Below are 15,108 nucleotides of genomic sequence, written 5' to 3'. Positions count from 1 at the left end.
GACGGCGGGAGCCATGCTCAGGAGCTCGTCAAGCTCACGCTCGACGGCTCTGATCAGGGACTTCATGCAGCCAGGGCAGCCATCGCAGCAGCGAGACGCTACCTCTCACGAGCACGCTACGCCACCTTTTCCAGCCCGCGGAGAGCAGCGTCAGGGATCGAGCCCGGAACGGACCGAACGGAATGCCCCAGTCAGCCCAGGCCGTTGTCGTAGATGCGCCAGGGCGCATCAGCGGAGTCGCGGCTCAGGAGGTAACCCCACACGGTGTGCCCCTCAGGCATCGAGCCGTCGTCGTGGAAGAGCCGCCAGTCGAGGTCGAACTCGACGGCGACGGAGACGGTCTCGACGTCTGAGGGCAGGCCGCTCCAGAAGGGGTCCTCCTCGGTCGCCTGCGACACGTCGATGTCGTCGAGGCCGGCGACGGCATCGCACCACTGGAGCGCGGTCGAGGCGAAGTCTGCATCAGCGAGCGCCGCCGCGGTGTCGCAGTCGTGGCCGTTCAGCGCCTCCAGGTAGGCCTGCACGACCGCTTCCGCGGACGCGTCGTCCGCAGGCATCGCGACAGACTGCGTCGGCACCTCGAGGAGAGCCGCGGCCGCGACCGTGATCACCCCCGCGACGACCGTGATGCCTGCGGCGAGCGCCGCCTTCCTGGAATGCACGAGCGTGGGCATGCTCGCATCGTAGCGACGGCAGGCACCGGGTGCCGGTTGCGCCGAGCCTCTGGGGAGAACGCTCGCCGCTTGCCACCGACTCCGGCGCTCAACCGGCCATCAACCCACCGGGCAGGCTGATCTCGCCGAGCAGGCCGGCGCCCGAGCCCGAGCCGCGCGCGTAGACCGGGATCGCCTCGAGCGGAGCGTCTGTCTCGACCCACGCTCCGCCCTCATGCACGGACCCGTCGTGAAGACCGCGCCACTGCACGCCCTCGGGCAGGTACACCTTGCGGGCTCGCGCGCCCGGCTCGGTGACCGGGGCCACCAGGACGTCGTCGCCGAGCATGAACTGGTCCGCGAGGTCCCAGCACACCGCATCGTCCGGGAAGTCGTGGAACATCGCCCGCAGCACGGGCTGGCCGTGCTCGTGCGCCTGCCGCATCGTCTCGCGCACGTACGGGCGCAGGTCCTCGCGCAGGTGCACGTACGCCGCAAGGATCTCGTAGACCTCCTCGCCGTAGCTCCAGAGCTCGTTCGGGGCGCCGCTTCCCATCCGATGCCCGCCGTCGGCGGCGCTCACCTGCTCGCCGGGCTGCCGGTCGCCGTGCAGTCGCATGACCGGGCAGAAGGCGCCGAACTGGAACCACCGGATGAGCAGCTCGCGGAACTCGGGGTCCTCGATGTTGCCGCCGTGGAAGCCTCCGATGTCCGTGGTGAACCACGGGATGCCCGCGATGCCCATGTGGATCGCCGCGGTGATCTGGCGGCGGAAGTCGGTCCAGGACGAATGGATGTCGCCCGACCACACGAGCGCGCCGTACCGCTGGCTGCCCGCCCAGGCGCAGCGCACCAGGTTGATGGGAGCGGCCAGGCCGTCCGCGATCTGCCCGTCGTAGAACGCTCGCGAGAAGAGCTGCGGGTAGATGTTGGCCACCTGGACCGCCGGACCCAGGTGGTAGCGCTGGTGGTCGAAGTCGTAGACCGCGTACTCGGGCTCGGCCTCGTCGAGCCAGAAGAGCCTGATGCCGTGGTCGGCGTAGTTGCGCTTGCAGAGCTCCCACACCTTCGCGCGGGCCGCCGGGCTGGTGGCGTCGAGGAACGCGCTGGGCCCCTCGAAGGACATGTGGACGTTCATCCCTCGCTCGACCCGCACCAGCGAGTTCGCGCGCGCGAGCTCGTCGAAGTTCTCGGACTCGGTGGAGATCTGAGGCCACACGGAGACCATGAGCTCGATCCCGAGCGAGCGCAGCTCGTCGACCATGGCCTTGGGGTCGGGCCAGAACTCCTCCTCGAAGCGGAAGTCGCCCATCCTCGGCCAGTGGAAGAAGTCGGCGACGATCACGTCCATCGGCAGGCCGCGCCGCTTGTGCTCGCGCGCGACCTCGAGCAGCTGCTCCTGGTTCCAGTACCGCAGCTTGCACTGCCAGAACCCGAGCCCGTACTCGGGCATCATCGGCACGTGGCCGGTCGCGTCCGCGTACGCGGCCGTGATCGCGGCGGGCGTCGCGCCGGCGGTGATCCAGTAGTCGAGCTGGAGCGCCGACTCGGCGGTCCACTCGGTGCGGTTCGTCGCGAACGTCACCCTCCCGATCGCGGGGTTGTGCCACAGCAGGCCGTAGCCGCGACTGGACAGCACGAACGGGACGCTCGCCTGCGAGTTGCGGTGAGCGAGCTCGAGAGTGGTGCCCTTGAGGTCCATCAACTGCTGCTGGTACTGGCCCATGCCATACAGCCGCTCCCCCGCGTTCGCCTCGAATGAGGCGGTGATGCTGTGCGCGCCGCCCGGGATCCCCTTCAGACGGCGCGCCTCCTGCTTGAGCGAGCCGCCCGGCTCGAGCTCGCGCAGCAGGGTCCTGCCGTCCGTGTCCGAGTAGTCGATGCGGCACTGTCGAACGCTGTATCCGGCCTGGAAGTCGAAGGACTCGCTCGCGGTGAGGGTCGCGACGATGCGTCCGTTCGTCACGCAGGCAATGTCACCGTCGACGACGATGGTGGCCTCGGTCGGCTCGGGCGCGAGCAGCGCGTAGTCGGTGTCGACGAGCTCCCCCGCGCGAGTGCTGCGCGTGCGGAGGCTGTCGGCTCCCCACGCCTGGACGGAGACGGTCTCCCCGTCACCGCGCCAGACGACGCCGTCGGGTCGGATCTCGAAGCTGGCCACGGTGCCTTCCTCTGCTGCGTCGGTGAGGGACCTCGTTCACCCTATCGACCGCGAGGCGCGCGCCGATCCCCCGAACACGACGACGGGCCGGCCGCCCTCGAAGGTGCGACCGGCCCGCGCGCGTCCGTCGGCGTCAGCCGAGCAGACGCCCCTTGAGCGCGGCGACGTCCGTCGCGTTCCCGCCGTGGGCGAGGAACCACGGCTCGGCACCCCCCGCCTGATCCCACGCGTCGAGGACCGCCTCGATGGCGGCCGCCGGAGCATCGAGCATCTCCTTCATGAGCGCCTCGAGGTCGAGCCCGTCGGGGAGCTCGGGCATCTCGCCTGACCAGTCGTGCCGCGAGCGGGCCATGACGCCCCGCATATTCGCCGCGGTGGCGACATAGTCGGCGACGATCTCCTCGCGGGAGACCCCGACCAGCGCCAAGGTGAGCGCCACGGAGACGCCGGTGCGGTCCTTGCCCGCGGTGCAGTGCACGAGCACCGGGCCAGGCTCACCGGCCACGGCCTTCACGACCCGGACCAGCGCGTCGGCGGACGCTCCGGTGATCATGCCGCGGTACAGGTCCGCGAGCGATCGCATCATCTGCGCGGGCTCGAAGGCGGCGTCGGCGAGCACGGGGACCGCGTGGATCGCCGCATCGTCCGCGAACGGGTGATCGCCCCTGAACTCTCGGGAGTCACGCAGGTCGAGCACCGTGGCCGGGGGCCACGGCGAGAGACCCTCGGGTGCCTCGTCGCCCGGGTAGGGCGCATCGGAGCGCCACAGGAACCCGGGAGCGAGCAGGGACGATGCGGTGGCGACGTCGCGGACGTTGGCCAGGGCGTTCAGCACGGGGTCGGTCATACGAACCTCTTCCTGACGTAGGAGGACACGAAGTCGAGCGACATGACGACGACGAGCACGACGAGCACGATCGTCATGACGGAGCCGTACTCGAACAGGCGCAGCTGCTGGTTGAGCTCCATGCCGATGCCGCCCGCGCCGACGAGTCCCAGGAGCGACGCCGCGCGGACGTTGCCGTCGAGCACGAGCAGCGTGTAGCTCGCCATGGTCGGGAGCTGCTGCGGGAGCAGCACCCACGTGACGCGCTGGGACTTGCGGGCGCCGGTGGCGGCGGCCGCGTCCCAGGCACGCATGTCGGCGGTCTCGAAGATGTCCGCGAACAGGCGGGCGACGCCGAACGTGGTGCCGACCATGATCGCGAGCGTTCCTGCGAAGGCTCCGAGGCCTACCGCGGAGACGAACAGCAGCGCCCACATGAGCTCGGGGATCGCTCGCACCACGTTGATGACGACGCGCGCGGTGTCGCGGATCCATGGCTGCGGGAAGATGTTCCGCGACGCGAGCAGCGCGAGCGGGACGGCGAGCAGCACGCCGAACACGGTGCCCGTGATCGCGATGCCGAGCGTCTCGATCATGAGCTCGATCGCGACGGGCAGCTCCTCGAGGTTCGGCGGGAACATGCGCGACACGAAGTCCGCGATATGCGGCCCGCCCGCGATCAGCGCCGGCGCGTTGAAGCCGGTGGACGACGAGGACCAGCCGAGCAGCGCGACGATTCCGACGGCGCCCGCGATGGTTCCCCAGCTGGGCCGGCGCAGGCGCGCGAGCCGATCGATCTCCTCGCGGCGGACCGCGGCGCGGTCCGCGTGCTCTCCTGACGCCTGCGCGGGCGCCTCGCGGGGCGTCTTCTCCTGGGTCGCGGTCATGCCGCCACCTCCTCACGGGCAGCGGCGTCCGCCGCGAGGCCCTCGTTGGCGTACAGGTCGGCGAGGATCGCATCCGTCACCTCGGCGACGGGAAGGTCGAACATGACCCGCCCCTCGCGCATGCCGACGATGCGCTGGGCGACGCGGCGGGCGAGCGTCACGTCGTGCAGGTTGAGGACGGCGGTGAGACCCTCCTCGCGCACCATGCGCACGATGTCGTCGATGACCCCCGCGGCGAGCACGGGATCCAGGTTGGCGACGGGCTCGTCGGCCAGCAGGAGCTCGGGCTGCTGAGACAGGGCCCGAGCCACGGCGACGCGCTGACGCTGGCCACCCGAGAGCGAGTCGGCGCGCTTGCGCACCTGCTCGGACAGTCCCACGCGGGTGAGCAGCTCGACGGCCACCGTGCGGTCCGCGCGGCTCATCCAGTGCACGAGGCTCGTCACGGGGTTCGCCGTCGCGAGGCGTCCCACGAGCACGTTGGACAGCACCGAGGCACGGCCCACGAGGTGGAACTCCTGGAACACGAGCCCGATGCGGTGCTGGGCGAGACGGAGCGCCTTGCCTCGCAACGTGGCGAGGTCGGTCCCCTCGACGACGACCTGACCCGCGGTGGGCCGCTCGAGGCCCGCGAAGCACTTGAAGAGCGTGGACTTGCCCGCCCCCGAGGGGCCGAGCACTGCGACGATCTCGCCGTGCTCGACCGCGACGCTCACCTCGGCGAGCGCCCGGGTGCCGTCGGGGTAGGTGAAGGAGACGGCCCTGGCCTCGAGGACGCTCACTCGACGTCCTCGAGGTTGACGCCGAGCTCGCGAGCCGCGTCCTCGAAGATGGTCCAGTCGGCCTCGGTCGGGTCGATGACCTCGGTCGCGCCGCCCATGACCTGGAGCACGTCAGCGTCGGTGCTGCCGACGAACACGCCGCCGATCTGCTCGAGGATCTCGTCCGAGAGGCCCTCGCGGCCGACGATCACGGTCGAGATCGGGATGGGGTCCGACTCGGCGACCTTCTGCACGAGCGACTCGTCGAGCGCGCCCGCCTCGACCATGTAGTCCCACAGCTGGGATGCCACTGCGGCGCAGTCGGCGGACCCCTGCATCACGGCGATCGCGGCGGTGTCGTGGCCGCCCGCGTAGGTCTCGTTGAGCGCGTCGACGTCCACGCCGGCGTCCTTGAGCATGAGCTTGGGGATGAAGTTTCCCGAGGTGGAGCCCGGGTCCACGAACGCGATGGTCTCGTCGTCGATGTCCGCGAGGTCAGTGACGCCCGAGGCCGTGGAGCAGATGATGAGCGACGAGTACGGCGCGCCGGTCGCGGCCGCGACCATCTCGACGTCCGCGACCTTCTCCGCGAGGACCGCGGGGAACGGACTGAAGATCGCGAGGTCGATCAGGTCGGAGCGCATGGCCTCGACGATGCCGAGGTAGTCGCCCGTCTCGGTGAGCTCGACGGGGATGCCGGTGGCCTCCTCGAGGATCCCCGCGAGCGGCTCGAGCATCTCGAGGTACTCGGCGTCGGCCTCCCCCGGGGGGACGCCGAGCCTCAGGATCTCGGGTGTCTCGTTCGCCGTGGCGGCGGTGCAGCCCGTGAGGGCCGCGACGGACAGCGCGGCGCCGGCGGCGGCGCCGGCGATCTTCTTCGTGGTGTTCATGACTTGCCTGCCTTCAGGTCGTGATTCCAGCTCGGTCGTCTAGATGACTCCGACAGGTCAGGAACGTAGTGACGCGATCCGAACATCACGTGACGCGAATCTGTCATCTAGATGAATTCTCAGAACGTGACCTAGGGTGACGGCATGACGGTCGACCGCACCCTGTCCACCCCCCTGCATGTCCAGGTCGAGCAGGCGCTTCTCGAGGACCTCGACGCGGGGACCTGGGCGCCGGGCGAGCGCGTGCCCACCGAGCCCGAGCTCGCCGCGCGCTTCGGAGTGAACCGCCTCACCGTGCGCGAGGCGATCGCCTCCCTCCGACGCACGGGTCACCTCGTCGCGCGCCAGGGAGCGGGGACATTCGTCGCCCAGCCGCCGATGCGTGTGGACGTCGACCCCGCCGGGCTCCCGACCGACACCACCTCAGAGGGCTTCGACCCGTCGTTCTCAGAGGAGATCCTGGACGTGCGACGCGTCGTGCTCCACGGCGAGGCCCGTCGCGAGCTCGGCATCGACGAGGGCGTGGAGATCGAGACGCTCGCGAGCATGGGTGGCTCCCCCGTGATGCACACCGTCTACGCCCTCGTCACGGACCTCAGCGCGGACGAGGTCCGCCGGCGCTGCTCGTCCCCGTGGATCCCGACGGCCTTCCCCGCGATCCTCGGCACCGAGGTGTCGAGCGCGTGGCGCGCGTTCGACGCGATCGCCGCCGAGCGGCACGAAGGAACCCTCCTCGGGGTCGAGCAGGGCGCGCCGCTCCTGCGTCGCTCCGGCACGAACGTCGACCCCGCCGGCACCCCGCTGACGTACCACGTGCGCGCCTACCGCTCCGATCGCATGCGGATCATGCTCAGACACCAGAAGCGCTGAGAGCCCCGCTTCCCGTCGAGGCGGACCGCAGCGCGCTGTCCTGCCTGGGAGAGTCGGCCTAGGCCGTCGCCGCGCGCTCAGCGCATGCCACCCGCGGCGCGGGCGCGGCTCACCGCCTCAGGCAGGGCCGCCAGGGCCGCGTCCACATCGGCGCCGGCCGTGGTCCACCCCAGGCTGAACCGCACCGCCGAACGGGACTCCTCCGCGTCGTGCCCCATCGCCTGCAGCACGTGGCTGCGCTCGACGACGCCCGCGGTGCATGCTGAGCCCGACGACACCGCCACACCTGCCGCGTCCATGAGCATGAGCATCGCCTCCGAGGACGCACCGGGCACCACGACATGGACGATGTGGGGGGCGCCTTCCGACGACGCTCCCCTGACCACCGCGTCGGGGACCGCGTCGCGGATGCCATCAGCCAGGCGGGACGCGAGCGCGGAGACCCGCTCGCGCTCAGACTCGCGATGGGCGACGACCTCCTCGAGCGCGGCGGCGAAGGCCGCCGCCCCCGCCGCGTCGACCGTACCGGAGCGCACCTTGCGCTCCTGTCCCCCGCCGTGCAGCAGCGGCGCCACAGGCGCGCCCCGCCGCGCGAGCAGGGCTCCGACCCCCACCGGGCCGCCGAGCTTGTGCGCGCTGACCGCCATGGTCGTGAGCCCCGACTCGGCGAACGAGACGTCCTCGTAGGCGACCGCCTGCACCGCATCGCAGTGCATCGGCACGCCCGCCTCGGCCGCGGCGGCCGCGAGCGCGGCGACGGGCTGGATCGCGCCCACCTCGTTGTTGACCCACATGGCCGTCGCGAGCGACGCGCCCGGCAGCGCGGCCGCGAAGGCGTCCACGTCCACGACGCCGTCGCGCGACACGCCCACCTCCGCGACCACCGCATCGTCCATGTCGCCCAGCCACCGCACGGGGTCCAGGACCGCGTGATGCTCGACGGCCGTGGAGACGACGCGTCCCGCGCCGCCGCGCCCCCACCACAGGCCCTTGATCGCAAGGTTGTCGGCCTCGGTGCCGCCGCTGAGCAGGATCACCTCTCCCGGGTGCGCCCCCAGCGCGGCGGCGATGCGTTCGCGCGCCTCCTCGACGATCGCGCGGCGACGCCGCCCCTCACCGTGAAGCGCGGAGGGGTTGCCGACCGCGTCGGCCGCCTTGAGCCATGCCTCGCGCGCGGTGGGGCGCAGCGGCGAGGTGGCGGCGTGATCCAGATAGTGCACACCGGAACCCTACGTCTGAGGACGACGCCCAGGCACCCGAGGCCATCAGCCGTCGAGCAGGCGCTCCTTGAGGCGGGTCACCACGGCGGACGATCCGCCGGCCTCGGTCCACCACGCCTCGACGCCTCCGGGGTGGCTGTCCCACGTGTCGAGCACCTGCTCGATCGCGTAGGCGGGCGCCTGCAGCACCTCGGGCGGGATCGACGCGAGGTTCGCGGCGGCGTCGCCGATGCCGAACTGCCGCGACATGCGCTCGATCACGCCAGGCATCGCCTCGGTGGTGAGCACGTAGTCCTCGACGATGTGCCGCCGCTCGACCCCGATGAGCGCGAGCGCGAGCGCGACCGTGACGCCCGTGCGGTCCTTGCCCGCCGAGCAGTGCACCAGCGCGGGACCGTCGGACTCCGAGATCAAGGTGACGGCCTCGACGAACCGTGCCGCGGCATCGTCCTCGAGCATGCGGGCGTAGAGCCCCCGCATCGTCCCGCCGGCTGACTGGGCCTGGATCGCCGCATTCGCGAAGACGGGCACCGCTACCACCGTCGTCGTCGACGCGAGCGGGTGACCGTGCGAGCGCTCGGCATCGTCCCTGAGGTCGACGACGAGCGCCGGCGGCCAGGGCTCGTGGCCCTCGGGCTGCACGTCACCGTGATGCGGGGCGTCGGATCGCCACAGCACTCCCGACCTGACCCCGGGGACGATGCTGGCGACGTCGCGAAGGTTGGCGAAGGTGTTCATGCTCCGAGTCCACCACCTTGCACCGGCACGCACAATCGGCCGTCCGTCCCGGTCGACGGCCCGGACCCGCGGGTAGCGTGGACGGATACGCCGGAGCGAGGCGCGGCGAGAGACGCGAGCGCATCGTCCGGCCAGAAGAGGAGACCCATGGCCACCTGGCTCATCACCGGCTGCTCGAGCGGCATCGGACGCGCCGCCGCCGAGGCCGCCGCGCTCGCGGGCAACACCGTGATCGCGACCGCCCGTCGTCCCGAGACCCTCGACGACCTCGTCGCCGCCTACCCTGGCCGCATTCACGCGCTGCCGCTCGACGTCACGTCGGACGAGTCCGTCGCGGCCTGCGTGACGGCCGCCCTGGAGCTCGTGGACGGCATCGACGTGCTGCTCAACAACGCCGGCATCGGCGTCTTCTCGACGATCGAGGAGACCTCCGACGAGGACGCGCAGGCGGTCATGGACGCCAACTTCTGGGGCGCGGCCAAGGTCACCACGGCGCTGCTGCCCCACATGCGCGAGCGTCGCGCCGGCCACATCCTCACGATCTCGTCGATCGCGGGCGTGCGCGGATCCGCGGGCCTCGGCTACTACTGCGCGTCGAAGTTCGCGGTGTCGGGCTTCATGGAGGCCCTCGCGGCCGAGGTCGAGCACCTCGGGATCAAGGTGACGCTGATCGAGCCCGGACCCGTGCGCTCTCTGTGGATCCCCTCGGGCGCCAAGAACGAGGACATCCTGCCCGACTACGCGCCCGTGATGGAGCCCTTCTGGGCACGCATCCACGCGCTGCCCGGCAACCAGCCCGGCTCGCCCGAGGCGCTCGCCGAGGCGATGCTGACCCTCGTCGACGCCGACGTGCCGCCCCGCCACTTCATCGCCGGCCAGCATGCGCTGACCCAGACCCGAGCCAAGCTCGAGCGCTTCGGCGCGGAGGTCGATGCGTGGCAGGACCTCACCATCTCCGTGGACCGGCCGAAGGGCTAGTCGGAGGGCCCGGAGCCACGGGCCCTGCAGCGCCGTCCACCTCGGACGAGCGGTCCACCCAGGACGCACAGGAGCCCGGGACCGACGGTCGGTCCCGGGCTCCTTCACGTGGCGGCTGGGCCCGGCGATCGCACGATCGCCGGGCCCAGCCTGCTGCGACGGATCAGCTGTCGCGCGCGGCCTTGGCCTTCGCCTTGAGCCGCTTGACCGTCTTGGCGAGGTCATGCCTCGTCTCGTCGATCCTGTCGACCGACGCGGCCGGCGAGAGCGCCTTGGCGTCGAGCACCGCATCCTTGAGGTACAGCCTCTGGTTGAGCGTGAGGTTGTTCCTCGCCAGGTTGCTGTGACGGAACTTCACCGCCGTGGCGATGGTGCTCCGCAGCTCGCGGTAGGCGGTGCGCTTGGCCACCGCCTTGGCCTTGAGCTTGTCCACCTTGCTGATGAGGCTCTTCGCCGCCGCGAGACGCTCCTCCGGGGTACCGTCGACGCGCACGTCCCGTGCCTCGGCGATCGCCTCGCGGAGCTTCGCGATCTGCCTCGTGCTGAGGAAGCGCGCCAGGTGGGCGTCGCGGAGCGCGACGGCCGAGCCGACCGCGGCGTGGAGCTCGCCCACGCCCGACGTCGCGCCGGCGCCGAGCTGACCGCCCGTGCCTCCCGTGCCGCCCGTGCCGCCCGTGCCGCCCGAACCATCCGAGCCGCCCGCGGGCGCCTGCACGGTGATCGCCACCGAGAACTCGGTCGCGGTCGTGTCGCCCGCGACGGTGAGCAGCTGCTCACCTGAGAGGCCCTCGGGGATCGTGACGGTCACCGAGGCCGTGCCCTGCTCGTCGTACGCGTCGGTCGGCAGGGCGTTCGTCACCGGGAAGGTGCCGAGCACGGTGCCACCGAGGCTCACGACGACGTTGGCGTCGGTGAGGTCGGGCTCCGCCGTGAACATCAGCGAGCTGAGGTCAAAGGAGAACGCCTCCCCGGCCGTGACCTCGAGCGAGTCGGCGCTCACACCGATCGCGCGCTGGCCGTAATCGGTGCCGAGCGCGTTGCCGGCCATGAGGTAGTCGACCATCGAGTCGAAGTCGACTCGCGCCGAGTCCTTGGCGTCCGTCCCCTCCGCGAAGGTGGTGAAGTTGTCGCCGCCGCTCGCGAGGAACGAGTTCATCGCGACGGTGTACTCCGCCTCCAGGTCGATCTCCTCACCGTCGAGCCACATCTGGAGGATGCGCTCACCGCGGTCGGCGTCCGGGTCGTAGGTGTACACGAAGCCCTCCGAGACACCCAGCTTGAGGAAGGGACGCGACGAGCCGTCAGGCTGCCACTGCTCCTCGAGCACGGCCTTGATCTGTGCGCCCGTGAGGGTCTCGGTCCACAGGGTGTTGCCGAACGGCTGCACCGTGTTGGCCTCCTTGTAGCTCACGGTCGACGGGTAGGTTCCCGTGCCGGCCGCCGCTCCGAGCATGTCCGCACGCAGACCACCCGGGTTCATGAAGGCGATCTGGGCACCGACGTCCTCCGTCGCCCACAGCTGGGCGTCGGCCACGGCGTTGCCGAGCGTCGACTCGGCACCGCGGGTGCCACCGTACGAGCCGCCCTCGGTGCGACCTCGGTAGAGGGGCTCGGTGATCTCACCGATCGTCTGAGCGCCGAGGTCGTCGGCTGCCTCCTCCGCGGCATCCACGACCGCCTGCACGTCCGCGTCGGCCGGGTACAGGAGCTCACAGTCCTCCGTGCACTCGGGATCCGCCTGCTCGGTGAGGTTCACCGTGGTGGACTCGATGTGGGAGATCTCACCAGTCTCGTTGTTGAAGGTGAAGATCAGCTGATCGAGGTACATGCCGTACTGGCCGGCGGAGACGACGGGGCGCTCCGTGACCATGCGACCCTCGTCGATCCACTCCTGCACCGGGACCATGTGGCTGTACGCGAGGTGCGTGTGGCCGGAGATCACGGCGTCGATGCTCGGGTCGAGCTTGGAGAGCATGTCGCCGAAGTTGTTCGACGTGTCGACCGCGTCCGCGTAGGCCGTGGTCGGCGCGCCCTCGTGCACCAGGAGGATGATCGCGTCGACGCCCTCCTCCTCGAGCACTGCCGCAGACCGGTTGGCCGCGATGGACTCGTCCTCGAACGTGAGGCCCGCGATGCCGGAGGGCGACACGAGCGACGGGGTGTCCTCGGTGACGACTCCGATGAAGCCCATCGTCACATCGTCCGAGGTGTCGGTCGTGTCGTTGTCGAACGTGACCTTCCAGGTCTCGGGCAGGGCAGCCGAGCCGTCCTCGTTGCGGACGTTGGCCCCCAGGTACTCCCAGGTCGCGCCGCCGTACGGGTTCTCAACCTCGTCGTACTCCGCCATGATCCGGTTCACGAGGTCGTCGTAGCCCTGGTCGAACTCATGGTTGCCGACCGAGGACACGTCCAGGCCCATCATGCTGAGCGCCTGGATGGTCGGGCGGTCCTGGGCCACGAAGGACTCGAAGGTCGAGGCTCCGACCAGGTCGCCCGCGGCGGTGAACACCGAGTTGGTGTACTCCGACTCGAGCGTCGAGACCGCACCCGCCATCACGGCGGCACCGGCCTGACCGCTGCTGAGCGTCGGCAGGATGCGACCGTGGAAGTCGTTCGTGCCGAGGACCTGGACCGTCGTGGTGTCGCCGAGCTCGAGTCCCACGAGGACCGGGTCGTGGTCCGATGTGCGGTACATGTCCTCGGAGTACAGACCCGCGATAGCGTCCGTCGTCATGTAGTCCTCGTTGTAGCTGAGGGCCGGATTCTCATCCGCGTTGATGTGGAACTCGGTCGCGCCGGTCACCTGCTCGGCCATCGACGACGACGCGAGCGCGTAGTCGAGCGTGCCCCACTGACCGTCGTACACGTACGAGTAGTCGCCCTCGCTGAGGTTGACGAAGCCCGCGTCGACGAAGGCCTGGATCGGGTCCTCCTTGGCGTACGAGTTGAAGTCACCCATGAGGATGACGTCGGGGTCGCCGTTGCCGGCCTCGCCCGCGTCGATCCAGTCGACGATGGCCTCGGCCGCGGCCGCACGGGTGGCGTTCCAGCAGCCCGCACCATCGCTCTGGTCCTCGTCAGCGGAACCGTCAGACGGGCACGAACCCTTGGACTTGAGGTGGTTGGCGACGACGGTGAAGTCCTCGCCGGTGCGCAGGTCCGTGAACGACTGAGCGAGCGAGGGGCGGTTGCGGTCGTCGTCGAAGCGCGCGTCGACGCTCGAGTCCATGACCGTGAAGTCGCCCGCGAGCTCGACCGCGTCCGTGCGGTAGATCATGCCGACGCGGATGGCGTCGGTGCCGAGCACACCGGTGTCGACCGATGCCCAGACGTCCTCGCCGAGGAGGTCGTTGAGGCCGTCTGCGAGGTCGGCCGCCGGGTCCACGCCGGGCGTGTTCTCAAGCTCGGCGAGGCTGATGACGTCGGCGTCGAGGGCCTCGAGCGCCAGCAGCAGCTTCGCGCGCTGCTTCGACAGCTCCGACGCGCTGTCGGCGCCGCGGCACTCCATGTCCTCGGTGGCGCCGCAGACGTCGTCCGTGCCGTTGTCCACGGTGAGGAAGTAGTTGAGCACGTTGAAGCCCGAGACCTTGAGCGATCCGCCGACATCCTCCGGCTCCGTGGGACGCGAGTTGTTCGACACGAAGTCGTACGACGCGCCCAGCGAGCCCTCCGCGCGCACGCGGTAGCCACCGCCGGACGAGTAGTAGTCCATGACTCCGACCAGGCCGGTGACGGAGTCGCCGCCGCGCAGCGAGGTGCTCGACGTCGCGTTCGCGCCGCCGATCCCGTACGCGATGGGCCACACGTTCTGCGCGTTGGTCGCATCGTCCAGGGTGATCTGGTTGAGGTCGTTCGCCGCCTGGACCGCGTTCGCGGCCGTGCCCGGCATCGCGACCGTGGTCGGCTGGTCGAGGCGACCGCCCGAGCTGAGCAGCAGCTGCCCGTAGCGCGCCTGGTTGTAGTACTCGGTGACGAACAGCTCCTGCGGGAACGTCACGAGCATGCCCTCGTAGCGCTCGAGGTCGTCGGTCGAGTCGAGCGGGAGGCTCACCTCGGCGGGGGAGACGACGTTCCCGGACGATGCGACAGTAACGTCGGAGATCGAGCCGAGCTCGGTCACGTCGTAGTACTCGGACACCGTTCCGGTGACCGACGCCGCGTCGCCGAGCTCGACGGGCAGCGTCGCGGACCCGTAGTACACGAAGATGCCCTCGGAGGTCGCCGTGTCGGCGTCGACGTCGGCGTCCTCCTCCTGGACGTAGAAGCCCTTGAGCGCGGGGTAGACGCCGACGACCACACCCTCGATCGTGACCGTCTGGCCGGTCATCGCCGAGGCGCTTCCCGAGCCCTGGATGTCGTGGATCGCGGTGACCTCGGACGACGCGTCACCGTCGCCCGAGTCACCCGAGCCGCTCGCGTGCGCCCACGCGCCCGCGGTGCAGTCGGTGGTGTGCGAGCCGAAGCCCGAGATGTCGTCGTACGACGTCGCGGTCCAGCCCGCGAGCGCGTACTCGTCGGTCGGGTCGGTGTCGCCGGTGCAGACGTCGGCGTCACGGTGGATCGTCATGTTGGTCATGTTCGCCGCGGCGGAGGACCAGTACACGTTGCCGGCGATCTGCCCCATCGAGTCGACGACGTCGGTACCGTACTTGAGCACGATCGAGTCGTTGCCGTTGAAGTTCGCGGTGCCGCTGGTGAGGGCGATGGCGCCGAGCGAGCTGAGGCCGAGGGCCTCGCTCGAGTGGCGCACGACCAGCGTCTCGCCCGAGGCGAGGGTGCCCGACAGCGCCTGCGTCGTCGCTGACGTGTTGGCGTTCGAGTACATCTCGACGGTGTAGCCGGACAGGTCGACGCTGTCAGCGGTGCCGTTGTAGATCTCGTAGCCCTTGTTGCTGCTCGATCCCTCGAGATACTCGGTGATCAGCAGATCGGTGATTGGGTCGCCGGTCGCTGCCGTGGCTGGGACGGCGACAGCCGCCAGTCCCCCCATGGTCAGCAGGCCGACGGACAGCAATGCGCGTGCACGCATGGGTGGTTCCCCCGTCGTGAGAGTGGCAGTTGGCGTCCTCCATGGACGCATAACAACCTAGGGTCACGCGGTGCCGCGAAGATGTCGATCAAATG

11 protein-coding genes are annotated in these 15,108 nt (G+C 70.3%); 2 read left to right on the top strand and 9 right to left on the bottom strand.

Annotated elements, in window-relative coordinates; all coding sequences use genetic code 11:
- Window positions 1-191 precede the first annotated feature (191 nt).
- The 6 genes from AOP78_RS03110 to AOP78_RS03085 all read right to left on the bottom strand — a co-directional run bounded on the left by AOP78_RS03110 (window position 192) and on the right by AOP78_RS03085 (window position 6,178).
- Window positions 192-674 carry a hypothetical protein gene (locus AOP78_RS03110; protein WP_062201441.1) on the bottom strand — a complete coding sequence of 161 codons (483 nt, stop codon included), beginning with the start codon at window positions 672-674 and terminating at the stop codon, window positions 192-194.
- 88 nt (window positions 675-762) lie between these two features.
- Window positions 763-2,814, bottom strand: a complete 2,052-nt coding sequence (locus AOP78_RS03105) for a glycoside hydrolase family 31 protein (RefSeq protein ID WP_062201439.1) — start codon at window positions 2,812-2,814, stop codon at window positions 763-765.
- A gap of 133 nt (window positions 2,815-2,947) precedes the next feature.
- Window positions 2,948-3,661, bottom strand: a complete 714-nt coding sequence (locus AOP78_RS03100; RefSeq protein ID WP_062201436.1) for a tyrosine-protein phosphatase — start codon at window positions 3,659-3,661, stop codon at window positions 2,948-2,950.
- On the bottom strand, window positions 3,658-4,527 hold the full coding sequence (gene phnE, locus AOP78_RS03095; protein ID WP_083979739.1) for a phosphonate ABC transporter, permease protein PhnE: 870 nt from the start codon (window positions 4,525-4,527) through the stop codon (window positions 3,658-3,660). The genes AOP78_RS03100 and phnE overlap by 4 nt, the downstream gene beginning before the upstream one ends.
- Window positions 4,524-5,309 carry a phosphonate ABC transporter ATP-binding protein gene (gene phnC, locus AOP78_RS03090; protein ID WP_062201434.1) on the bottom strand — a complete coding sequence of 262 codons (786 nt, stop codon included), beginning with the start codon at window positions 5,307-5,309 and terminating at the stop codon, window positions 4,524-4,526. Before phnC ends, phnE begins: the two co-directional genes overlap by 4 nt.
- Window positions 5,306-6,178: a phosphate/phosphite/phosphonate ABC transporter substrate-binding protein gene (locus AOP78_RS03085; protein ID WP_062201432.1), complete on the bottom strand. Its 873-nt coding sequence runs from the start codon at window positions 6,176-6,178 to the stop codon at window positions 5,306-5,308. The genes phnC and AOP78_RS03085 overlap by 4 nt, the downstream gene beginning before the upstream one ends.
- Window positions 6,179-6,322: 144 nt before the next feature.
- On the opposite strand from AOP78_RS03085, the gene AOP78_RS03080 reads away from it, so the two are divergent.
- On the top strand, window positions 6,323-7,048 hold the full coding sequence (locus tag AOP78_RS03080) for a GntR family transcriptional regulator (RefSeq protein WP_062201429.1): 726 nt from the start codon (window positions 6,323-6,325) through the stop codon (window positions 7,046-7,048).
- A 77-nt stretch (window positions 7,049-7,125) separates the two neighbouring features.
- On the opposite strand, the gene AOP78_RS03075 is transcribed toward AOP78_RS03080, so the two are convergent.
- Both AOP78_RS03075 and AOP78_RS03070 read right to left on the bottom strand, forming a co-directional pair.
- Entirely contained in the window at window positions 7,126-8,268 is a 1,143-nt protein-coding gene (locus AOP78_RS03075; RefSeq protein WP_062201427.1) for a cysteine desulfurase family protein, read from the bottom strand.
- Window positions 8,269-8,313: 45 nt separating this feature from the next.
- Window positions 8,314-9,006 carry a tyrosine-protein phosphatase gene (locus tag AOP78_RS03070; RefSeq protein ID WP_062201425.1) on the bottom strand — a complete coding sequence of 231 codons (693 nt, stop codon included), beginning with the start codon at window positions 9,004-9,006 and terminating at the stop codon, window positions 8,314-8,316.
- A gap of 147 nt (window positions 9,007-9,153) precedes the next feature.
- On the opposite strand from AOP78_RS03070, the gene AOP78_RS03065 reads away from it, so the two are divergent.
- The gene (locus AOP78_RS03065; RefSeq protein ID WP_062201422.1) at window positions 9,154-9,984 is read left to right on the top strand and encodes an SDR family NAD(P)-dependent oxidoreductase; all 831 of its coding nucleotides are present in this window, start codon (window positions 9,154-9,156) and stop codon (window positions 9,982-9,984) included.
- A 163-nt stretch (window positions 9,985-10,147) separates the two neighbouring features.
- On the opposite strand, the gene AOP78_RS03060 is transcribed toward AOP78_RS03065, so the two are convergent.
- Window positions 10,148-15,013: an ExeM/NucH family extracellular endonuclease gene (locus AOP78_RS03060; protein WP_062201420.1), complete on the bottom strand. Its 4,866-nt coding sequence runs from the start codon at window positions 15,011-15,013 to the stop codon at window positions 10,148-10,150.
- Window positions 15,014-15,108: the final 95 nt, after the last annotated feature.

The sequence above is a fragment of the Demequina salsinemoris genome, from assembly GCF_000974805.1.
GTDB lineage: Bacteria > Actinomycetota > Actinomycetes > Actinomycetales > Demequinaceae > Demequina > Demequina salsinemoris.
This window is presented reverse-complemented; position numbering and strand designations above follow the sequence as displayed.